The organism is Sphaerisporangium sp. NPDC088356 (assembly GCF_040685555.1).
Lineage (GTDB): Bacteria > Actinomycetota > Actinomycetes > Streptosporangiales > Streptosporangiaceae > Sphaerisporangium.
Genome location: NZ_JBFBIK010000055.1, coordinates 26,115 through 46,461 on the forward strand (window position 1 = coordinate 26,115; position 20,347 = coordinate 46,461).

The window sequence follows — 20,347 nt, forward strand, 5'->3', positions numbered from 1 at the left end:
ACCGGCGTGGCCGGGCCGTCCGGCGGCCGCGTGAACGGCCGCCCGCTGAGCCGCAGGGCCGTACTGGGCGGCCTGGCCGCGGCCGCGCTCGCCCCGCTCGCCCGAGGGCAGGCGCCGGACACCGGCGCCGCCCGATCCCATGGCGGCCCCGGGGAGGCGGCCGTACTGTCCTCGCCGAGGCAGATGCGCGGCATGTGGATCGCGTCGGTGGACAACACCAACTGGCCGTCGCGCACGGGCCTGCCGGTCGCGCAGCAGAAGAGCGAGTTCACCTCCTGGCTCGACCTCGCCGTGTCGAGCCGGCTCAACGCGGTGTTCGTGCAGGTGCGGCCCACGGCCGACGCCTTCTGGCCCTCGCCGCACGAGCCCTGGTCGCAGTACCTCACGGGCGTCCAGGGGCGCGACCCCGGGTACGACCCGCTGGCCTTCATGGTCGAGGCGGCGCACGAGCGCGGGCTGGCCTTCCACGCGTGGTTCAACCCCTACCGGGTCTCCCGGCAGCCCGACCCCGCGCAGCTGGTGCCCGATCATCCCCTGCGCCGCAATCCGGGCTGGGGCGTGGCCTACGCGGGCGGGCTCTACTACAACCCCGGGCTGCCTGAGGTCCGCGCGTTCGTCCAGGACGCGATCATGGACGCGGTCACCAGGTACGACATCGACGGCGTGCACTTCGACGACTACTTCTACCCCTACCCGGTCGACGGCCAGGAGTTCGACGACGCCGACGCCTACGCCCGCCACGGCAAGGGGTTCGCCGACCGGGCGGCGTGGCGGCGGCACAACGTCGACCTGCTGATCCACGAGATGGGGCGGCGCGTCCACGAGGAGAAGCCCGAGGCCCAGTGGGGGATCAGCCCCTTCGGGATCTGGCGCAACGCGGCCACCGACCCCCTCGGCTCGGCCACCTCGGGTTCCCAGTCGTACGACGACCAGCACGCCGACAGCCGGGGCTGGGTGAGGAAGGGCTGGCTCGACTACGTCGTGCCGCAGCTCTACTGGAACATCGGCCTGCCGGTCGCCGACTACGCGGTGCTCGCCTCCTGGTGGGCGAAGGCGGTGGCCGGTACCGGCACCCAGCTGTGGATCGGGCAGTCGGTCTACAACGCCGGGGCCGCCGGGCAGCCCGCCGCCTGGCAGGACCCCGCGGAGCTCTCGCGGCACCTCACCCTCAACGGCGACCATCCGGGCATCGGCGGCGACGTCTACTACAACTCCGGCGACGTGCGCGCCGACCGGCTCGGGGCGATCACCAGGCTCAAGGCCGACCACTACGCGCGACCGGCACTCGGCCCGGTGCTGCCGCGCCTGGCCGCGGGCGCCCCGCCCCGGCCGCCCGTCGTCACCGGCGCCCGCCGTACGAGCAGGAGCGCCGAGCTCACCTTCGCCTCCGAGAGCCGTGCCGTGCCCCGCCTGTACGCGGTCTACCGGCACGACGCGGACCACACCGGGCACCTGCTGGCGGTCGTGCCCGGCGGGCGCCGTGCCCGGTTCACCGATCCGGCGTGGAAGCCCGGCTCGCGCTACCGCGTCACCGCCGTCGACGCGGCCAACCGCCAGAGCCGGCCAACCCTCTGGGTGAGCTGAGGGCCGGGGTCAGGCCCCACCCGGCCGCGAGAAGCCGCTGGGTGAGCTGAGGGCCCGGGTCAGGCCGCACCGGCCGCCAGAAGCCGCCGGTGCGCCGCTTCGGTCTCGGTGTCGCGTGCCGCCCGCAGACCTCCAGCGGACCCGGCGGCGACGCGCACGGCGAGGGCGGCGGCCCCCGCCGCGCCGTCCTCGGCCACCACGACCGTACGGCCGGTCAGCGCCTCCCTGACCCGCTCGGCCACCAGGGTGGGCCTCGTCAGCAACGACCCGGCGAGCACCACGGGAAGCCCGGCGCCGGCGCTCACGGTGTCGAGGGTGCGGACGAGCAGGCGGGCGGCGTCGTCCAGGATGGTGATGGCCACCCGGTCACCCTCGCGGGCGGCCGACTCCACCAGGGGGCTGAGCGTCCCCAGCCGCGCGGGCTCGCCGTCGTACACGGCGGCGACGATGGCCTGGGCGAGCGCCTCTCCCGTCAGAGAGGCGGCACCGGAACCAGGCGGGTTCCCCAGGAGGGCGGCGCCGGATTCGGGCCGGTCCCCCGCGGGGGCGGCGCCGCTACCGGGCCGGTCCCACCCGAGGGCGGCGCCGCTATCGGGCCGGTTTCCGGTGAGGGCGGGGAGGACGCGGCCGGTGAGCGCGGTCTGCGGGCCACGGCCGTCGAGGGCCGCGAGCGCCGACCGGACCGCCTCCCGCCCGATCCACACCCCCGAGCCCTCGTCCCCGAGCAGCCACCCGTAGCCGTCGCACCGCCGGACGATCAGCCGGTCGGCGACGCGGGCCGCCACCGCGCCCGTACCCGCGATCATCACGCTGCCGCTGGGGCCGGGGGTCGCGGCGGCGAAGGCCACCAGGATGTCCGGCACCACGACGGGGAGGCCGGGCAGGGCGGCGGCGTGCCACGCGCTCGCGGCCATCGCGAGCGCGCGCTCGCGGCCCGCCGCGCTGGCGCCGGCGAGCCCGAAGACGCCGCCCGCGACGTCGCTGGGCTGGAAGCCGGGGCCGAGCTGGAACAGGGCCTCGCCGAGTGCGCGCGTGAGGTTGCCGCCGGGGTCGCGGGCGGAGCGCGGATTGGCCCCTCCCGCGCGGCCTCGGGCGACGATCTCGCCGCTCAGGGTGGCGACCAGGCAGCGCGTGCTCGTGCCACCGCCGTCCACGCCGACGACCAGGGGCTCGGCGTTTCCCATACCCCTCCCATGACGCTGATCTCCTCGGAATTATAGGCGGCCGGAGATTCTCGCCACCGAGCCTTGCGCGGGGGAGTGGCGCGAAGATCGCGTCGCGGCGTCCCCTGGTCAGTCAGGTATGGCAGTCTGCGTAGCTGCGGGAAGTGTCGACGGGGGAGTGCCGATGGGTGGCCAGCGTGTGGCGAGTGCCGAGGAAGGGGCAAGGGGGGCCTCCCGCCTCTCCGACCGGGTCGCCCGATGGGTCACCGAGATCTTCGCCCCGCAGGTGCTCGTCATCGGGCTCCCGCCGGTGGTGGGCCTGGTCTCCGACGGCTGGGCCGGCTTCCAGTGGGGCCTGCTGGCGTCGCTGCTGTGCGGGGGCGTCCCCGCGCTGGTGATCGCCATGGGCGTCCGTTCGGGACGGCTCGACTCGCGGCACATCGTGGACCGGTCGCGCAGGACCATCCCGCTGCTGGTGGCGGTCGCGGCCGTGCTCGCGGCGCTCATGCTGCTGGCGGGCCTCGGGGCCCCGCGCCTGCTGGTGGCGACGGTCGCCGCGATGCTGGCGGGCCTCGCGGTGACCGTCCCGGTGACCCTGCGGTGGAAGATCTCCTTCCACGCGGCGGTGTCGGCCGGCACCGTGCTGGTGCTCGCCCGCGTCCTGCCGGCGGTGCCGACGCTGGCCGCCGGGGCGGTGGTCGTCGCGGTCGTGTGCTGGGCCCGCGTACGGCTGGCGCACCACACGATCGCCCAGGTCGCCGCCGGGGCCGTCGCCGGGGGAGGCACAGCCCTGCTCACGCTGGCGCTTTCCCGGGTCTGAGGGCGTCAGGCGGTCACATGTGGTCGCGCCGGGAGTGCCGCGGCGTGAAGCCTAGCGGCCGTGGTCGAGCAGGTCCGCCACGACGGCCTGGCCGAGCTTGCCGGAGGCTCCCGTCACGCAGATCTCGTCATCGTTCCTCCTGCCGTGGGCTTCACCGTCTGTTTCGTAGGTCTACGCCTACTTTCGCGGAGGCTACGAGCCGGATGCCGGAAAATCCTTGACGTCTCAACAAGGCTGGGTATAAACAAAGACGAAACCAACTGGAAACGGCGGTGAATCAACACGATGTACGCCGAGGAGCGGCAGCAGGAGATCCTGCGTCGGGCACGGGCCATCGGCAGGGTGGACGTGGTGACGCTGGGCGAGGAGTTCTCGGTCACCACCGAGACCATCCGCCGCGACCTGACTGTTCTTGAGCGTGCGGGCGTGTTGCGCCGCGTGCACGGCGGCGCCATCCCGGTCGAGCGGCTGGGCTTCGAGCCGGCGCTGGCCACCCGTGACGAGGTCATGACGGCCGAGAAGGAGCGCATCGCCAAGGCCGCGGTGGCGGAGCTGCCGGAGGACGGCGCGATCATCATCGACGCGGGCACCACGACCGGCCGGCTGGTGCAGGTCCTGCCCGCCGACCGGGAGCTCACCGTGATCGTCAACTCCCCGCCCCTCGCCACCGTGCTGGCCACTCGTGCGAACCTGAACGTGATCATGCTCGGCGGCCGGGTACGGGGGCGCACGCTCGCCACCGTCGACGACTGGGCGCTGCGCCCGCTCTCCCGGCTCAACGTGGACGTGGCCTTCATGGCGGCGAACGGCTGCTCGGTGGCCAGGGGCCTCACGACGCCCGACCCCGCGGAGGCGGCCATAAAGCGAGCGATGATCAAGGCCGCCAAGCGCAGCGTGCTGCTCGCCGACCACACCAAGTTCGGCGACACCTACCTCGCGCGGTTCGCGTCGATGTCGGAGATCGACATGGTCATCACCGACACCGGCATCGACCCCGCGACGGTGTCCGACGTGGTGCAAGCCGGTCCTGAGGTGGTACGGGCGTGATCCTCACCCTGACGCTCAACCCGAGCCTCGATCGCACGATAGAGATCGCGACCCTCGCGCGGGGCACGGTCATGCGCGCCGCCACCGCCCACCTCGACCCCGGCGGCAAGGGGGTCAACGTGTGCCGGGCGCTGCTGGCCAACCAGGTCAGGTCGTGCGCGATCGTCCCCTACGGAGGCGCCGAGGGGCGTCAGCTCGTCAGCCTGCTCTCCGAGGAGGGCATCCAGATGATCACCGTGCCGGTAGCCGGGCCCACGCGGTCCAACGTCGCGCTCGCCGAACCCGACGGCACCATCACCAAGATCAACGAACCCGGCACGGCGCTCTCGGCCGACGAGCTGGACGCCGTCGCCGACGCGGTGCTCAGCGCCGCCGAGTCGGCCGACTGGGTGGTCGCCTCCGGAAGCCTCCCGCCGGGCGTCCCGGTCGACATGTACGCCCGCCTGTGCCGGCGGTTCACGCGGGCGGGCATCAACGTCGCGGTCGACACCAGCGGTCCCGCGCTGGTGTCGGCGCTCGCCTCGGCGCCCGCCCTGGTCAAGCCCAACCGTGAGGAGCTCGCCGAGGCCACCGGCACGTCCATCGCGTCGCTGGGGGACGCGATCGACGCGGCGGGCAAGCTGCTGGCCCTCGGCGCGAGGTCCGTCCTCGCGAGCCTCGGCCCCGACGGCGCGGTCCTCGTCGAGGACGGCCGGGCCTGGTACGGCCAGTGCCCGGTGCGCGAGCCGCGCAGCACCGTCGGCGCGGGCGACGCCATGCTCGCGGGGTTCCTGGCCGGGGGAGCCCGCGGCGAGGCGGCCCTCGTCGAGGCCCTGGCCTGGGCGTCGGCCGCGGTGTCACTACCGGGCAGCCGGATGCCGTCGCCCGCCGACATCGACAGGGGCGGCGTCCGCATCCTCGAACCCGATCCAGCCAAGCCGTTGACGTCCGGGGACTAGACGGCGCTTTTCCACCCCCCCGCCGGCCTCACGCCGGCCGCCCCGGAAGGAGCAACCACACATGGCCGACAGCTATACCCCCACGGTTCATGGAACCGGTGTCAAGGCGACCATCCAGCGCTTCGGCGGTCACCTCGCCGGCATGATCATGCCCAACATCGGCGCGTTCATCGCCTGGGGCCTGATCACCGCCCTGTTCATCCCGACCGGCTGGCTGCCCAACAAGGCACTCGCGGAGCTGGTCGGCCCGATGATCAGCACCCTGCTCCCCATCCTGATCGGGTACACCGGCGGGCGCATGGTGCACGGCCAGCGCGGCGCCGTCGTGGGCGCGGTCGCCACGATGGGCGTCGTGGTCGGGGCCGACGTCCCGATGTTCCTCGGCGCCATGATCATCGGGCCGCTCGCCGCCTTCGTCATCAAGCAGGTCGACGGCTTCATCCAAGAGCGGACCAAGGCCGGGTTCGAGATGCTGGTGGACAACTTCAGCGCCGGCATCGTGGGCGCGGGGATGGCCGTCCTCGGCATGTGGGGCATCGGCCCGGTCGTCGAGGCGGTCACCACCGCGGCCGGCCACGCCGTCTCGTGGCTGGTCGGCCACGGGCTGCTCCCGCTCGCCTCGGTGCTCATCGAGCCGGCCAAGGTGCTTTTCCTCAACAACGCGATCAACCACGGCGTCCTCGGCCCGCTCGGCGTCGCGGAGGCGGTCAAGTCCGGCAAGTCCATCCTGTTCATGCTGGAGTCCAACCCCGGCCCCGGTCTGGGCCTGCTCCTCGCCTACCTGTTCTTCGGCCCGCGCCTGCTGCGGCCGAGCACTCCCGCCGCGATGATCATCCACTTCCTCGGCGGCATCCACGAGATCTACTTCCCGTATGTGCTCATGAAGCCGCGGCTCATCCTCGCGGTGATCGCGGGCGGCGCGTCCGGCATCGGGGTCTTCATGATCACGGGCGCCGGCCTGGTCGCCACCCCCGCGCCGGGTAGCATCTTCGCCTACATGGCCGTCACGCCCAGGGGTGGCTACTTCGGCGTCCTCGCCGGGGTCCTCGTCGCCACCGCGGTCTCCTTCGCCGTCGCCTCGGCGCTGCTCGGCTTCGGCCGTGCCAACGGCGACGAGCCCGCCACCGGGGACGAGCCCGCCACCGGGGACGAGCCCGCCACCGCGCCGGACGCCTCCGCCGGGCGGCCGGACCTGGCCGCCGCGCCCGGCGCCTCCGCCGAGCGGCCGGGCCAGACCACCGCGCTCGACCCCGCGCCCGGCCTGGACGGCGACAAGCACGCCCAGCCCGTCATCAGAGAGGTGTGACCAAGATGCCGAGTATCGACAGCAAGGACGTCAAGAAGATCATCGTCGCCTGCGACGCGGGCATGGGCAGCAGCGTCATGCTCGCCACCCAGCTCCGCAAGTCCCTGAAGGGGCTCCCGGTCGTGGTGGAGCACACGCCGGTCAACTCGATCCCCGCCGACGCCGACGTCATCGTCTGCCACGCGGGGCTGGCCGAGCGGGCGAGGGCCTCCGCTCCGGGCACCGTGCTCGTGCCGTTCCAGCTCTTCATCGGCGACCCGGCCGTGACCAAGCTCGTCGGCACGATGAAGAACGGCGGCACGGTCGATGCCTGACGCGGCGCCGCTGCCGCTGGACCCGAGGGCCATACGGCTCCGGGCCGAGGCCGGATCGCGCGACGACGCGATCCGGCAGTGCGGCCAGGCGCTGCTCGACGTGGGCGCCGTCGACGAGTCCTACATCGGCACGATGATCGACCGTGAGCGGTCCATCTCGACCTATGTCGGAGAGGGCGTCGCGATCCCGCACGGCACGCTCGCGGGCAAGGACGCCGTCCACCACGACGCCATCAGCGTCGTGCGCTTCCCCGGCGGCGTCGACTGGGACGGATTCCCCGTCGAGCTGTGCATCGGCATCGCCGCCCGGGGCGACGGCCACGTGGAGCTGCTGTCCGAGCTGGCGCAGATCCTGCTGGATCCCGAGCGCGCGAAGGCCCTGCGTGAGGCCACCGAGGTCGATGACGTGGTCAGGCTCCTGCGGCCTGTGACAGAAGAAGACGACGCGACCCCGCTCCCGGTGAGCGGGCCGCCCCTGAGAGAGGAAACGCCCGAGTGAAGGTCGCCCGCTTCCACGCCCCCGGTGACATCCGCGTGGAGGACGCGCCCGAGCCCTCGCCGGGGCCCGGAGAGGTCAAGATCCGCGTCCGCAACTGCTCCACCTGCGGCACCGACGTCAAGATCTTCAAGCACGGCCACCACCACATCCGCCCGCCACGCGTCATGGGCCACGAGATCGCCGGCGAGATCGCCGAGGTGGGGGAGGGGGTCGCGGGCTGGGCGGCGGGCGACCGGGTCCAGGTCATCGCCGCGATCCCGTGCGGCGGCTGCGAGGAGTGCCTGCGCGGCAGGATGACCGTCTGCCCCAACCAGGAGTCGATGGGCTACCACTACGACGGCGGCTTCGCCGAGTACACCATCGTGCCCGCCAAGGTTCTGGCCGTCGACGGCCTCAACCGGATCCCCGACGGCGTCGGTTTCGCCGAGGCCTCGGTCGCCGAGCCGCTCGCCTGCGTGCTCAACGGGCAGGAGCTGGCCCGCGTCGGGGACGGGGACGACGTGGTCATCCTCGGGGCCGGTCCCATCGGCTGCCTGCACGTGCGGCTCGCCCGGTCGCGCGGGGCCGGGCGGGTCTTCCTGGCCGACCTGAACCCCGACAGGCTCGCCATGGCCGCCGAGCGCGTACGACCGGACGCGGTGATCAGCGGCCGGGACGCCGACGTCGTCGACGAGGTGCTCAAGCTGACCGGCGGCCGGGGCGCCGACGTGGTCATCACGGCCGCCGCGTCCGGCGCCGCCCAGCAGCAGGCGCTCCAGATGGCCGCGCGCCAGGGCCGGATCAGCTTCTTCGGCGGCCTGCCCAAGGACGACCCGATCATCGCGCTCGACTCCAACCTCGTGCACTACCGCGAGCTGACCATCGTCGGCGCCAACGGGTCGAGCCCCCTGCACAACGCCAGGGCGCTCGACCTGATCGCCACCGGGGCCGTCCCGGTCAGCGACCTCATCACCCACCGGATCCCCCTCGCGGAGGTCCTGGAAGGCATCGACATCGTCAGCCGAGGCACGGCGATCAAGGTCACCGTCGAACCCTAAGGAAGCCGGCCATGCCAGAGAAGACCGTCACCATCGCCTCCCGCAGCGGCCTGCACGCCAGGCCCGCGAAGATCTTCGTCCAGGCGGCGGCCCGGCAGGGCGTCGCCGTGCGCGTCCGGGCCGGCGACAAGCCGTCCGTGCCCGCCACCAGCATGCTCGGGGTGCTGGCCCTGGGCGCGCGGCAGGGCACGGAGGTGACCCTGCAGGCCGACGGGCCAGGGGCGGAGGAGGCCCTTTCGGCCCTGGCCGAGCTGCTGTCGCGCGACCTGGACGCGGAGGAGCCGGCCGATGCCTGAGATCGTGCGAGGGCTCGGGGTCAGTCCCGGGCGCGCGGCGGGCCGGGCGCACCGCATGGCCAGGCCCCCGGTGCTGCCGCCCGCGGCGCCGGTCACCGACGCGGCGCGCGAGATCGGGCTCGCGACCGGGGCGCTGGACGCCGTCGCGGAGTACCTGGAGGGGTACGCCGCCAAGGCGTCGAACCTGGACGCGCGGGCGATCCTGGAGGCGCAGAGCCTCATGGCGGCCGACCCATCCCTGCGCGAGTCCGTCGAGGAGGGGGTCGGGTCGGGGCTCGGCGCCGCGCACGCCGTCGACGCCGCGTGCGCGCACCACCGTGAGGCGCTCATCGCGGCGGGCGGCTACTTCGCCGAGCGCGCGGGCGACCTGGACGACATCCGCAACCGCGCCGTCGCGGCCGTACTGGGCCTGCCCATGCCCGGCGTGCCCGACCCCGGCCACCCGTACATCCTGATCGCCGACGACCTCGCGCCCGCCGACACCGCGAACCTCGACACCGGCACCGTGCTCGCGCTCGTCACCGAGAAGGGCGGCCCGACCAGCCACACCGCCATCCTCGCCCGGACCTTCGGCCTGCCCGCCGTGGTGGCGTGCCGCGCCGCCGCGGACATCGGCGACGGGACGTGGATCTCCGTCGACGGGGCGAGCGGCGAAGTCGAGGTCGGCGTGGGGGAGGAGGTCGCCGCCGGGATCCAGTGCGAGGCCGTGGCGGCGCGCGACCGCCGGGCCACCGGCCACGGCCCAGGGCGGACCGCCGACGGGCATCCGGTGCCGCTGCTGCTCAACATCGGCTCGGCGCACGACCTCGGGCACGGCGACGCCGAGGGGGTCGGCCTGTTCCGCACGGAGTTCCTGTTCCTGGACCGCCGTGCCGCCCCCTCCTACGAGGAGCAGGTCGCCGCCTACACGGCGGTGCTCCAGGCGATGCCGGGACGGCGGGTGGTGATCAGGACCCTTGACGCGGGCTCGGACAAGCCCCTGCCATTCCTGCGCCTCCCCGACGAGTCCAACCCGGCTCTCGGCGTGCGGGGGCTGCGCACCAGCAGGATCCAGCCCGAGATCCTCGACGTCCAACTCGACGCCATCGCCGAGGCCGGTCGCGCGAGCGGCGCCGAGGCCTGGGTGATGGCGCCCATGGTCAGCACCGTGGGAGAGGCGGCCGGCTTCGCCGAGCGGGCCCGCGCGCGCGGACTTCGCCACGTCGGGGTGATGGTCGAGGTGCCCGCCGCCGCGCTGCACGCCCGGCGCCTGCTGGAGGAGGTCGACTTCCTCAGCATCGGCACCAACGACCTCGGGCAGTACGCCTTCGCCGCCGACCGGCAGCATGGGGACCTCGCCGACCTCCTCGACCCCTGGCAGCCCGCCCTGCTCCGGCTGATCGCCATGTGCGGCGAGGCGGGACGGGAGGCCTCCAAGCCCGTGGGCGTGTGCGGCGAGGCCGCCGCCGACCCGCTCCTCGCCACGGTGCTGGTGGGGCTCGGGGTCGGCAGCCTGTCGATGGCCGCCCCGAGCGTGCCGGGCGTACGCGAGGCGCTGGGCCGCCACTCGATGGCCGCGTGCGAGGAGCACGCGCGGCTCGCGCTCGCGGCCGGGGACCCCGTCCGGGCCAGGGCGGCGGTCAGCGAGGCGTGATCAGGTGAGGCCCTGGGCGGAGGTCTCGGGGACCCGCTGCCACTGGGGGTCCTTGTAAAGGACCACTGAAGGGCCCCGCAGGAGCTCGTCGGGGGCCGAGAGCATGACCAGCTCGCCGGCCGCCTCCAGCTCGCGCAGCAGATCGCGCACGCGGGGCCCGACCGGGAGGCGGCCGACCGGCAGACCGAGGGCCATGCGGGTCGCGTCCGCGACCTCCGACAGCCTGAACGGGCCGGTGAAGCCGTCGACCAGGCCGCGCACGAGCCCGAGCGTGATCACCTGCTCGGCCTCGCTGTGGGCGACCTCCCACACGAGCTGCACGTTGCGCCGGCCCGTGGCGGCACAGGCCGGGCAGCGCCGTACGAAGCCGGGGACGAGCTCCTCGTCGGCGGACCCGAGGCAGGCGGTGCACTGGTTGGTCTCGCTGGCGTGCAGCTCGGCGGCCACCCGGTTGGGCAGCGGGGTGCCGCACGCGCAGCGGAACGTGCGGAACGCGCCTCCCTCGACCAGGGCCAGATCGTCGGCGTCGTCGGGGATCTCGTCCCACTGCGTGGTGATCGTGTGCGTGGACATCGCCTGTGACTCTACCGACAACGCGGCGCCTCAGGCGTAGGCGGCGACCATCCCGGCCACGGCCAGCACCAGGGACGCGCAGGCGACGACCAGGCCGGCGACCCCCGTCGTCCTGCGCCCCCGCCTGACGCCCAGCGCGAACATCACCGAGTACGGCAGCCCCGCGTAGACCAGCGGGGTGAGGCCGATGAGCGCGAACTGGGCCAGCACCCCTGCGGTGCCCGTACGGACCACGTGGTCGGTCTCCACGTCGAGCCGTCCGCGGAAGGACTGGCCCACCTCGGACTCGGGCGCCGCCCGCACGACGGTCGTACGCAGGGAGTCGTCGTCGGGGACGAACCTGCCCCTGCAGTCGTGGCGGCCCTCGCCGAGGGCCCGGCAGGAGACGACGGTGAGGCGGCCGGGCGCCCCGGTCCTGCCCAGCGCCAGCTCCAGGTCGTGGCTCGAGAACAGCACCGGCACGAGCCCCAGGACCACCCAGCAGACGAAGAGGATGTACATGCCCATGAGACCGGGGGTGCGGCCCCTCCCGATCGCCCAGCCGGATGTCGTCGGATGCGTCATGGCGCGATCCTCGCGCGCTTCTCTTGGATCCGGCTTGCCGTGGACTGGGAATCCGGGCCCCCCCTTTGTCCATTGACAAGTCTCTCGCCGTAATCCTCCGTCGTCCCCCGCGTATGGCCGCCTTTACCCGGGGGCATGATTTCATTGATTCCATGGCAAACCCGGCAATTCTGACCGTTGACGACGACCCGGCCGTCTCCCGGTCAGTGGCCCGAGATGTCCGGCGCCGTTACGGTGACCGCTACCGTGTCGTGCGCGCCGACTCAGGCGCGGCCGCCCTGGACGCGCTGCGCGAGATCAAGCTGCGTGGTGAGCAGGTCGCCGTGCTGCTCGCCGACTACCGGATGCCGCAGATGAACGGCATCCAGTTCCTCGAGGCCGCGATGGACATCTTCCCGCGAGCCCGCCGCGTCCTGCTCACCGCGTACGCCGACACCGACGCGGCCATCGACGCGATCAACATCGTCGACCTCGACCACTACCTGCTGAAGCCCTGGAACCCGCCGGAGGAGAAGCTTTACCCGGTGGTCGACTCGATGCTCGACGCCTGGCTCGCCGCGCCCGACGAGACGATCACCGAGACCCGCGTCGTCGGGCACCGCTGGTCGGCCCCCTCGTTCGCGGTCCGCGACTTCCTCGCCCGCAACCTCGTCCCGTACCGCTGGATGCTGGCCGACGAGGCCGAGGGCGGCCGCCTGCTGTCGGCGGCGGGCCTGACCGTGGACGACGTCCCGCTGGTGGTCACGCCGGACGGCACGTCGCTGGTCAAGCCCACCGAGACCGACCTCGCCGCCCACGTCGGGCTGACCACCACCCCGGCCGAGGACTTCTATGACCTGGTCGTCGTCGGCGCGGGCCCGGCCGGCCTGGGCGCGGCGGTGTACGGCGCGTCGGAGGGGCTGCGCACCGTGCTGCTGGAGCAGCGCGCGACCGGCGGGCAGGCCGGGCAGAGCAGCCGCATCGAGAACTACCTCGGCTTCCCCGACGGGGTGTCGGGCGCGCAGCTGACCGACCGCGCCCGCCGGCAGGCACAGAAGTTCGGTGCCGAGATCCTCACCACCCGTGAGGTCGTCGCCCTGGAGTCCGGGGGGTCGACCAGGCTGCTCCGCTTCGGCGACGGCAGCGTCGTCGCCGCCCACACGGTCGTGCTCGCCACCGGGGTCTCCTACCGCATGCTGGAGGCGCCGGGCCTGGCCGAGCTCACCGGCCGCGGCGTCTTCTACGGCTCGGCGTCCACCGAGGCCCCGAGCTGCGCCGGCGAGGAGGTCTACATCGTCGGAGGGGCCAACTCCGCCGGGCAGGCGGCCGTGCACTTCTCCCGTTACGCCCGGCGCGTGCACATTCTCATCCGGGGCGGGGACCTCCGGCAGTCGATGTCGCAGTACCTGATCGACCAGATCCAGGACAACGAGAACATCGAGGTCCACCCGCACAGCCAGGTGGTGTCCGCCGAGGGCGACGGCCACCTCGAACGCCTGTCGCTGTGCGACCCGCGCTCCGGGCAGGTGCGCACGGTCGACACCTCGTGGCTGTTCATCTTCATCGGCGCCGAGCCGCGCACCGAGTGGCTCGACAAGGCGGTCGTCCGCGACGAGCGGGGTTTCGTGCTCACCGGGCCCGACCTGCTCGCCGACGGGCAGCGGCCGCCGGGGTGGTCGCTTCCCCGCGACCCCTACCATCTGGAGTCGAGCATGCCGGGCGTCTTCGCCGCGGGCGACGTGCGGGCCGATTCGGTCAAGCGTGTAGCGTCCGCCGTGGGCGAGGGCGCGATGGCCGTCTCGCTGATCCACCGTTACCTGGAGGCCCAATGACCGAGCCGGCCGATACCGCCGGGCGCGGTGACACGGGCGGCGATCGCTTGACCGCCGACGAGCTGCGCACGCTGTTCCTGTTCGAGTCGCTCGACGACTCCCAGCTCGCGAGGTTCGTCGAGCACGGGCGGGTGGAGCGCTGGCGCGGGGGCACCACGGTCTTCCAGGAAGGCGAGCCGGCCACCTGCTTCTACCAGCTGCTCAGCGGCACGGTCGCGATGACCCGGCGCATCCGGGGTGACGAGGTCGAGGTCACCCGCACCGAGCAGCGGGGCGTGTACGCGGGCGCCATGCAGGCCTACCTCGGGGACGAGGTCGGCCAGAGCTACTCCAGCAGCCTGCACGCGATCAGCGACGTCGAGCTGTTCGCGCTGCCCGCCACGGTCCTCGCCAAGTCGCTGCGCGAGTGGTTCCCGATGGCGACGCACCTGCTGGAGGGCATGTTCTTCGGCATGCGCGCCAACCAGACGATCGTCGGGGAGCGCGAGCGGCTGCTCGCGCTCGGCTCGCTGTCGGCCGGGCTGACCCACGAGCTGAACAACCCCGCCGCGGCCGCCGTACGGGCCACCGCCGTGCTGCGCGAGCGGGTCGCCGGCATGCGCCACAAGCTCGCCATGATCGCCGACGGGCGGCTCGACGGCACCAGGCTGCACGACCTGGTCGAGCTGCAGGAGGACGCGGTCAAGCGGGCCGCGAGCGCTCCGCCCCTGTCGGCCATGGCCACCGCCGACGCCGAGGACGAGCTCGGCGACTGGCTCGACGACCACGACGTCACCGGCGGGTGGGAGCTCGCTCCCACGCTGGTGGCCGGCGGCATCGACGTGCGGTGGCTGGAGCAGATCACCGGCGCTGTGGGCGGGGAGAACCTCGAGGCGGCCGTGCGGTGGCTCACCTACACGATCGAGACCGAGCTGCTGATGGGGGAGATCGACGACGCCGTCACCCGCGTCTCCGCGCTGGTCTCGGCGGCCAAGCAGTACTCCCAGCTCGACCGGGCCCCGTACCAGACCGTCGACGTGCACGACCTGCTCGACGCCACGCTGACGATGATGCAGGCCAAGACCCCCAAGGGGGTGCGCACGGTCAAGGAGTACGACCGCACCGTGCCGCTGGTCCCCGCGTACGCCGCCGAGCTGAACCAGGTGTGGACCAACCTGATCGACAACGCCTTCGCGGCGATGCGTCCCGAGGGCGGCACCCTCACCCTGCGCACCGGGCACGAGGCCGACCGCATCTTCGTCGAGATCGCCGACACCGGGCCGGGCATCCCCGCCGAGATCCGGCCGCGCATCTTCGAGCCGTTCTTCACCACCAAGGCGGTCGGCGAGGGCACCGGGCTCGGGCTGGACATCTCCTACCGGATCATTGTCAAGAAGCACCATGGGGACATCCGGGTGGAGTCCTCACCGGGCGACACCCGGTTCCGCGTGCTCCTGCCGATCACACCCGCCTAGGTCCACGTCCAGGGCTCCGGCCTGCGCCTCGGGTTTTCCGCCCGCCCGCTCAGGCCGGGTCCGAACCGTCCAGGACCTCGGACGTCAGCCGGGGGAAGACCTTGGCGACCTTGGCGGTGAGGTAGTCGCCGTAGGTTCCCGTGAAGGCGCGCAGGTCCTGGCCGTCCCAGCGGGGACGGCCTCCCTCCCTGAACGGCAGCGCGGGGAGCGGCGGCACCTCGGCGTCCCAGCCGGGGTCGAAGAAGAACGGGAACGACAGGCGGCTTCGCCCGCTGAGGTTGCGGACCCGGTGGGGCGTCGACCGGTAGTGGGAGCCGGTCAGCTTGTCGAGCATGTCGCCGATGTTGCACACGAACGTGCCGGGGATCGGCGGGGCGTCGATCCATCCGTTCCTGCCGTGCACCTGCAGGCCGCCGTTGCCGTCCTGTAGGAGGAGGGTCAGCAGGCCGTAGTCGGTGTGCTCGCCGACCCCCCAGCCGTCCGCCTCCGGCGGGACGGGCGGGTAGTGAAATATCCGGAAAAGGATGGTCGGGTCGGCGGTGTAGCCGGTGGCGAAGTAGTCCTCCGCCAGGCCGAGGCTCAGGGCGATGCCGCGCATCACGCCCTGGGCGACCTCGGTGAGCTCGCCGAGGTACGCCGAGACGGCCCGGCCCAGCTCGGGCACCTGCTCGGGGAACAGGTTGCGGCCGTGCAGCGGGCGCGGGTCGTCCGCCGCCGACTCGGTGCTGAAGTAGATCCCTTCCTTCAGGTCAGGCCGTCCCGAGGTGAGCTCCGCGCCGACGGGGAAGAACCCCCGCCACGCCCGGCCGCCCTTCTCCATCGAGATCTCCATCTTCCGGTCGAGCGGCAGGGCGAAGAACCGGCGCGCGGCGGAGTCCAGCTCCTGGAGGAGCCGGTCGGGCACGCCGTGTCCGGTCAGGTAGAAGAAGCCGCTCTCCCGGCAGGCGTCCCCGATCTCCGCCGCGGCCCGCTCGGCGGACGTGCCGCCCCTCCCGCCGGGATCACCGGCCGGGGCCGTGCCCGCTCCCGACCGGGCCGGGGCCGTGCCCCGGCCCATCAGAGCCGTCACGTCGATGACGGGCAGTGCCTCGCTCACGCCGACCTCCTCCACCATGCCCCGACGCCCAGGGTGCCGCACCCCCGCGAAGCGGTCACACCGGGAGCCGGCAACGCTCACATCTTCTCAGCGAAGCCGCCCGAGGACGGCGCCACGGCCGATGCGTCATCTGCTGGATAATCCGTCACGGATCGAATTGTTATGCTGGCGGGCATGACCGCCATGGCGCCCGCCCGCACGAAACCGGACCTGTCGTTCCTGCTCGACCACACCGGCCATGTCCTGCGCACCCGCATGGCGGCGGCGCTCGCCGAGATCGGGCTGACGGCGCGCATGCACTGCGTGCTGGTCCACGCCCTTGAGGAGGAGCGCACGCAGATCCAGCTCGCGGAGATCGGCGACATGGACAAGACCACGATGGTGGTGACGGTCGACGCCCTGGAGGAGGCCGGCCTCGCCGAGCGCCGCCCCTCCGGCAAGGACCGGCGGGCCCGCATCATCGCGGTCACCGAAAAGGGCGCCCGGGTCGCCGTGCGGAGCCAGGAGATCGTCGACCGCGTTCACGAGGAGACGCTGGGCGCGCTCCCCGAGGAGGAGCGCGAGATCTTCCTGCGCGCCCTGAACCGCCTGGTCACCGGGCATCTCGCCACCCCGGCGGACAGTCCCCAGGTGGTCAGGAGGGCGCGCCACCCGGCAAAGTAGGTCGGAACACAATCGCCGCCGCCCTCGTCGTCGCCTTCACGGCGCTGCGCCGGCCCAAGGGCGCGGGGCGCGTGGCCGCCCCGGTCGAGGACGCGAACGAGTTCGCCGCGTGAGGCGTCCCGTGAACCAGTGCGTGGTGGAGCCTGGAACACTCCTTGACGGGGTCGCTTCTGTAAGTAAGGCTTACTATTTAATTCGCCTCTTTCGCCTGCGGAGGACGTTGTGAGCCTCTCCGTCTCGCCCGGCATGGTTCTTCGTTGGCGCTCCAGGTGGGGCATGCTCGCGGGGGTCGCTCTGCTCGCGGCGGGGGCCGGTCTGGTGGCGGTCGCCGGGGCGCCGCCCGCCGAGGCCGCCTCCATGAGCGACGTCATCCCGGCCCCGGCCTCGGTGCAGCCCGCCGCCGGCACGACGTACACGCTGCCGTCCGGAGCGGGGATCTTCACGCAGTCCGGTTCGGCTCCCGCCGCCGACGTCGGCGCCTACCTGGCCGGCGTCCTGCGCCCCTCGACCGGGTACGCGCTGCCGGTGTCCCCGGCGTCGGGTACCCCCACCTCCGGCATCTCGCTCCTGCTCGCTGGGGCCGATCCCAGCGTGGGCTCGCAGGGGTACCAGCTGGACGTCACCTCCGGCGCGGTGGTGATCCGGGCGCAGACCGCCAACGGGCTCTTCAACGGGGTGCAGACGCTACGCCAGCTCCTGCCCGCCGAGATCGAGAGCCCCGCGGTCCGCTCGGTTCCCTGGACGGTGCCGGGCGGGCGCATCGTCGACTCCCCGAGGTTCGCCTACCGGGGCGCGATGCTCGACGTCGCGCGGCACTTCCACCCCCCGGCGACGGTCAAGCAGTACATCGACAGGATCGCGCTCTACAAGGTGAACTACCTGCACCTGCACCTGTCGGACGACCAGGGCTGGCGCATCGTCGTCGACGCCTGGCCGCGCCTCGCCACCTACGGAGGCGGCACCCAGGTCGGCGGCGGCGCGGGCGGCTACTACACCAAGGCGCAGTACCAGGACATCGTCGCGTACGCGGCGCAGCGGTACGTCACGATCGTCCCGGAGATCGACATGCCGGGGCACACCAACGCCGCGCTCGCCTCGTACGCCGAGCTGAACTGCGACGGCGTCGCGCCACCGCTCTACACGGGGACCAACGTCGGGTTCAGCTCGCTCTGCACGTCCAAGGAGAACACCTACACGTTCGTCGGCGGCGTGCTGGCCGAGCTGGCGGCGATGACCCCCGGCCCGTACCTCCACATCGGCGGGGACGAGGCGAGCGCGACCTCGGCCGCGCAGTACGCGACGTTCATGAACCGCGTCCAGCCCCTGGTGACCGGCACGGGCAAGACCGTCATGGGCTGGCACCAGATGGGGGCCTCGGCGGTTCAGCACTCGCCTGGGCGTGTCGTGCAGTACTGGGGTCTGACCACCTCCGACGCGCTGGTCACCAACGCGGTGTCGCTGGGCGCGAAGGTCGTCATGTCCCCGGCGAACAAGGCGTACCTCGACATGAAGTACACCTCGCAGACCACGCTCGGGCTGAACTGGGCGGGCTACATAGAGGTGCAGACCGCCTACGAGTGGAATCCCGGCTCCTACCTGAGCGGGGTGCCGGCCTCGGCCGTGCTCGGCGTCGAGGCGCCCATGTGGACCGAGACGATCGTCACCGAGGACGACCTGGAGTACATGGCGTTCCCCCGCCTGCCGGCCATCGCCGAGCTCGGCTGGTCGCCCTGGTCGACGCACGGCTGGGACGCCTTCCGCCTGCGCCTCGGCGCCCAGGCCCCGCGCTGGACCGTCATGGGCATCGACTTCTACCGTTCTCCGCAGGTGCCGTGGAGCGGTGGCGCGCCGAGCGGCAGGTACGAGGCGGAGAACGCGACGATCTCCCGTGCCGTCGTCGAGTCCAACCACGCCGGGTACTCCGGCACCGGTTTCGTCAACTACGACAACGCCGGCGGTGCCTATGTGCAGTGGACCGTCACCGCGGCGACCGCGGGGCCGGTGACGCTCCGGCTGCGCTACGCCAACGGCACGACGACCAACCGGCCGATGGACGTCGCGGTCAACGGCGCCCTTGCCGCAGGCGGGGTGTCCTTCGCCGGGACGGGCGCCTGGACCACCTGGCAGACCAGGACGCTCACCGTGAACCTCACCGCCGGGACCAACACCGTCCGCGCGACGGCCACCACCTCCGCCGGCGGCCCCAACGTCGACTACCTGGAGCTGCAACCGTAGGACAGAGCGGGTCGCCGCCCGCCTCGGCCGGCACCCGGTCGCGCAGCCGCGCCGGCCTGGCCTACTCCTGGCTACTTTGCGTAGGTCGGTGGACTACGGACGGGCCCGCCGGTGGTCACTCGCCGCGCCGGGCGCGGGCGCGGCGCTTGCCCTCGTGCATCGCCTGGACGCGGGCCACCGGGATCGTGTGCCCCTCCTCGACCAGGTCTGCGGGTAGCCGCTGAGGCTCCGGCATGAGCTCGGCCCAGGGATCGCCGTCGCCCAGCAGCCCCGCCGCGGTGCGGATGGTGAAGTCGGCCGGGGTGACCCGGTCGAGGTCCTCCCACGTCACGGGGAAGGAGACCGGCGCGTCCGGCCGGATGCGCGGGCTGTAGGCGGCCACCACCGTGGCCCCGCCGGCCCGGGTGGAGTCGAGGAAAACCTTGCCCTCGCGGTCCTCGCGGATGAACGCCGTGGTGGCGAGCGCGGGGTCGACGCGTTCGGCGCGGACGGCCAGGGCGCGGGTGGCCGCGGCCAGGTCCTCAGGTGAGATCCCCTGCACCACGGGCACGAACACGTGCAGGCCCTTGGCGCCGCTGGTCTTCACCGCGCCGGCCAGCCCGGCGTCGTCCAGGGCCTGGCGGACCAGCCCAGCGGCCCCTACGGCCAGCGGGAACGCGTTGTCCTCCGGCGGGTCGAGGTCGAGCACGAGATGGGTGGCATGGTCCCCGCGGTACAGCGCCGGGTGGTACTCCACCGCCCTCTGGTTGGCGAACCACAGCAGGGTACGGCGGTCGTCGCACAGGGCGTAGGACACCTCCCGGTGCGAGGCCTCCGCCCACACGGTGACCGTCCGCACCCAGGAGGGGGTGTACTTGGGCACGTTCTTCTGCATGAACGCGGGCTGGCCCGGCCGTATGCGCATCACCGACAGTGCCCGGTCGCGCAGGACCGGGATGATGCGGTCGCGAACCGCGTCCAGGTAGTCGACCAGATCTCGCTTCGTCGCGTTCGCACCGTCGAACAGCGGCTGGCCGAGATTGGTCAGCGGCACTCCGTCCCGCGTCTCATCGCTGGTCACCCGCCCCACGATGCCCACGCGTGGGCGTGAGGTCAACAACGGCCTTGCCCGCCGCCGCACCGGTCACCAGGCGAAGGTGGTCTCCAGCTCGATCACGCGGCCGGAGCGCGCCGACTCGTGATTTCCCGGGAAACGACAGAGCTGTCAGAGACCATCGCGCCAAAGCAGAATCCCCAGGCCGATGACCTGGGGATCCGGTGGTGGGCGATACTGGGATTGAACCAGTGGCCTCTACCGTGTCAAGGTAGCGCTCT

General features: G+C 72.8%; 19 protein-coding genes. 14 read left to right on the top strand and 5 right to left on the bottom strand.

Translation table 11 applies throughout. From position 1 onward, the window contains the following. Window positions 1-6: 6 nt before the first annotated feature. Complete coding sequence (locus tag AB0O34_RS20955) at window positions 7-1,584, top strand: family 10 glycosylhydrolase (RefSeq protein ID WP_363917649.1); 1,578 nt, start codon at window positions 7-9, stop codon at window positions 1,582-1,584. A 59-nt stretch (window positions 1,585-1,643) separates the two neighbouring features. On the opposite strand, the gene AB0O34_RS20960 is transcribed toward AB0O34_RS20955, so the two are convergent. After that, window positions 1,644-2,768: a BadF/BadG/BcrA/BcrD ATPase family protein gene (locus tag AB0O34_RS20960; RefSeq protein ID WP_363917651.1), complete on the bottom strand. Its 1,125-nt coding sequence runs from the start codon at window positions 2,766-2,768 to the stop codon at window positions 1,644-1,646. Between the two features lie 163 nt (window positions 2,769-2,931). On the opposite strand from AB0O34_RS20960, the gene AB0O34_RS20965 reads away from it, so the two are divergent. From AB0O34_RS20965 to ptsP, 9 genes are all read left to right on the top strand, one after another. Further along, complete coding sequence (locus AB0O34_RS20965; RefSeq protein WP_363917653.1) at window positions 2,932-3,567, top strand: hypothetical protein; 636 nt, start codon at window positions 2,932-2,934, stop codon at window positions 3,565-3,567. A gap of 285 nt (window positions 3,568-3,852) precedes the next feature. After that, window positions 3,853-4,614, top strand: a complete 762-nt coding sequence (locus AB0O34_RS20970; RefSeq protein WP_363917655.1) for a DeoR/GlpR family DNA-binding transcription regulator — start codon at window positions 3,853-3,855, stop codon at window positions 4,612-4,614. Then, window positions 4,611-5,552: a 1-phosphofructokinase gene (pfkB, locus tag AB0O34_RS20975; RefSeq protein ID WP_363917657.1), complete on the top strand. Its 942-nt coding sequence runs from the start codon at window positions 4,611-4,613 to the stop codon at window positions 5,550-5,552. The genes AB0O34_RS20970 and pfkB overlap by 4 nt, the downstream gene beginning before the upstream one ends. A 61-nt stretch (window positions 5,553-5,613) precedes the next feature. After that, entirely contained in the window at window positions 5,614-6,858 is a 1,245-nt protein-coding gene (locus tag AB0O34_RS20980; protein WP_363917659.1) for a PTS mannitol transporter subunit IICB, read from the top strand. A gap of 5 nt (window positions 6,859-6,863) precedes the next feature. Next, on the top strand, window positions 6,864-7,172 hold the full coding sequence (locus tag AB0O34_RS20985; protein ID WP_363917661.1) for a PTS lactose transporter subunit IIB: 309 nt from the start codon (window positions 6,864-6,866) through the stop codon (window positions 7,170-7,172). Continuing rightward, window positions 7,165-7,671 carry a PTS sugar transporter subunit IIA gene (locus AB0O34_RS20990; RefSeq protein ID WP_363917663.1) on the top strand — a complete coding sequence of 169 codons (507 nt, stop codon included), beginning with the start codon at window positions 7,165-7,167 and terminating at the stop codon, window positions 7,669-7,671. Before AB0O34_RS20985 ends, AB0O34_RS20990 begins: the two co-directional genes overlap by 8 nt. Further along, entirely contained in the window at window positions 7,668-8,708 is a 1,041-nt protein-coding gene (locus tag AB0O34_RS20995; protein ID WP_363917665.1) for a zinc-dependent dehydrogenase, read from the top strand. Before AB0O34_RS20990 ends, AB0O34_RS20995 begins: the two co-directional genes overlap by 4 nt. 11 nt (window positions 8,709-8,719) lie before the next feature. Next, entirely contained in the window at window positions 8,720-9,004 is a 285-nt protein-coding gene (locus AB0O34_RS21000) for an HPr family phosphocarrier protein (RefSeq protein ID WP_363917667.1), read from the top strand. Next, on the top strand, window positions 8,997-10,637 hold the full coding sequence (gene ptsP, locus AB0O34_RS21005; protein ID WP_363917669.1) for a phosphoenolpyruvate--protein phosphotransferase: 1,641 nt from the start codon (window positions 8,997-8,999) through the stop codon (window positions 10,635-10,637). Before AB0O34_RS21000 ends, ptsP begins: the two co-directional genes overlap by 8 nt. On the opposite strand, the gene AB0O34_RS21010 is transcribed toward ptsP, so the two are convergent. Further along, window positions 10,638-11,231: a hypothetical protein gene (locus tag AB0O34_RS21010; RefSeq protein ID WP_363917671.1), complete on the bottom strand. Its 594-nt coding sequence runs from the start codon at window positions 11,229-11,231 to the stop codon at window positions 10,638-10,640. Window positions 11,232-11,240: 9 nt separating this feature from the next. Next, window positions 11,241-11,774: a hypothetical protein gene (locus tag AB0O34_RS21015; RefSeq protein WP_363917673.1), complete on the bottom strand. Its 534-nt coding sequence runs from the start codon at window positions 11,772-11,774 to the stop codon at window positions 11,241-11,243. Between the two features lie 152 nt (window positions 11,775-11,926). Here AB0O34_RS21015 and AB0O34_RS21020 point away from each other — a divergent pair, with 152 nt between their 5' ends. Then, on the top strand, window positions 11,927-13,585 hold the full coding sequence (locus AB0O34_RS21020; protein WP_363917675.1) for an FAD-dependent oxidoreductase: 1,659 nt from the start codon (window positions 11,927-11,929) through the stop codon (window positions 13,583-13,585). Further along, on the top strand, window positions 13,582-15,039 hold the full coding sequence (locus AB0O34_RS21025) for an ATP-binding protein (protein WP_363917677.1): 1,458 nt from the start codon (window positions 13,582-13,584) through the stop codon (window positions 15,037-15,039). The genes AB0O34_RS21020 and AB0O34_RS21025 overlap by 4 nt, the downstream gene beginning before the upstream one ends. Before the next feature lie 49 nt (window positions 15,040-15,088). Here the strand turns inward: AB0O34_RS21025 and AB0O34_RS21030 are convergent, their stop codons facing one another. Continuing rightward, window positions 15,089-16,135: a 2-oxoglutarate and iron-dependent oxygenase domain-containing protein gene (locus AB0O34_RS21030; protein ID WP_363917679.1), complete on the bottom strand. Its 1,047-nt coding sequence runs from the start codon at window positions 16,133-16,135 to the stop codon at window positions 15,089-15,091. A gap of 174 nt (window positions 16,136-16,309) precedes the next feature. Here AB0O34_RS21030 and AB0O34_RS21035 point away from each other — a divergent pair, with 174 nt between their 5' ends. Both AB0O34_RS21035 and AB0O34_RS21040 read left to right on the top strand, forming a co-directional pair. Continuing rightward, complete coding sequence (locus AB0O34_RS21035) at window positions 16,310-16,798, top strand: MarR family winged helix-turn-helix transcriptional regulator (RefSeq protein WP_363917681.1); 489 nt, start codon at window positions 16,310-16,312, stop codon at window positions 16,796-16,798. A gap of 222 nt (window positions 16,799-17,020) precedes the next feature. Continuing rightward, a complete protein-coding gene (locus AB0O34_RS21040; protein WP_363917683.1) occupies window positions 17,021-19,033 on the top strand; it encodes a family 20 glycosylhydrolase in 2,013 nt (670 codons plus the stop codon). 115 nt (window positions 19,034-19,148) lie between these two features. Here AB0O34_RS21040 and AB0O34_RS21045 read toward each other — a convergent pair whose 3' ends face one another. Further along, window positions 19,149-20,093 (bottom strand): ATP-dependent DNA ligase, encoded by a 945-nt coding sequence (locus AB0O34_RS21045; protein ID WP_363917685.1) that lies wholly within the window; start codon window positions 20,091-20,093, stop codon window positions 19,149-19,151. Between the last annotated feature and the right edge of the window lie 254 nt (window positions 20,094-20,347).

What these genes read in the sequence shown, in the direction of transcription:
- AB0O34_RS20970 (WP_363917655.1), top strand. Translation starts at nt 3,853, where the DNA reads ATGTACGCCGAGGAGCGGCAGCAGGAGATCCTGCGTCGGGCACGGGCC.
- AB0O34_RS21035 (WP_363917681.1), top strand. Translation starts at nt 16,310, where the DNA reads ATGACCGCCATGGCGCCCGCCCGCACGAAACCGGACCTGTCGTTCCTG.
- AB0O34_RS21000 (WP_363917667.1), top strand. Translation starts at nt 8,720, where the DNA reads ATGCCAGAGAAGACCGTCACCATCGCCTCCCGCAGCGGCCTGCACGCC.
- ptsP (WP_363917669.1), top strand. Translation starts at nt 8,997, where the DNA reads ATGCCTGAGATCGTGCGAGGGCTCGGGGTCAGTCCCGGGCGCGCGGCG.
- AB0O34_RS21015 (WP_363917673.1), bottom strand. Translation starts at nt 11,774, where the DNA reads ATGACGCATCCGACGACATCCGGCTGGGCGATCGGGAGGGGCCGCACC.
- AB0O34_RS21020 (WP_363917675.1), top strand. Translation starts at nt 11,927, where the DNA reads ATGGCAAACCCGGCAATTCTGACCGTTGACGACGACCCGGCCGTCTCC.
- AB0O34_RS20965 (WP_363917653.1), top strand. Translation starts at nt 2,932, where the DNA reads ATGGGTGGCCAGCGTGTGGCGAGTGCCGAGGAAGGGGCAAGGGGGGCC.
- AB0O34_RS20985 (WP_363917661.1), top strand. Translation starts at nt 6,864, where the DNA reads ATGCCGAGTATCGACAGCAAGGACGTCAAGAAGATCATCGTCGCCTGC.
- AB0O34_RS21025 (WP_363917677.1), top strand. Translation starts at nt 13,582, where the DNA reads ATGACCGAGCCGGCCGATACCGCCGGGCGCGGTGACACGGGCGGCGAT.
- AB0O34_RS20990 (WP_363917663.1), top strand. Translation starts at nt 7,165, where the DNA reads ATGCCTGACGCGGCGCCGCTGCCGCTGGACCCGAGGGCCATACGGCTC.
- AB0O34_RS20980 (WP_363917659.1), top strand. Translation starts at nt 5,614, where the DNA reads ATGGCCGACAGCTATACCCCCACGGTTCATGGAACCGGTGTCAAGGCG.
- AB0O34_RS20960 (WP_363917651.1), bottom strand. Translation starts at nt 2,768, where the DNA reads ATGGGAAACGCCGAGCCCCTGGTCGTCGGCGTGGACGGCGGTGGCACG.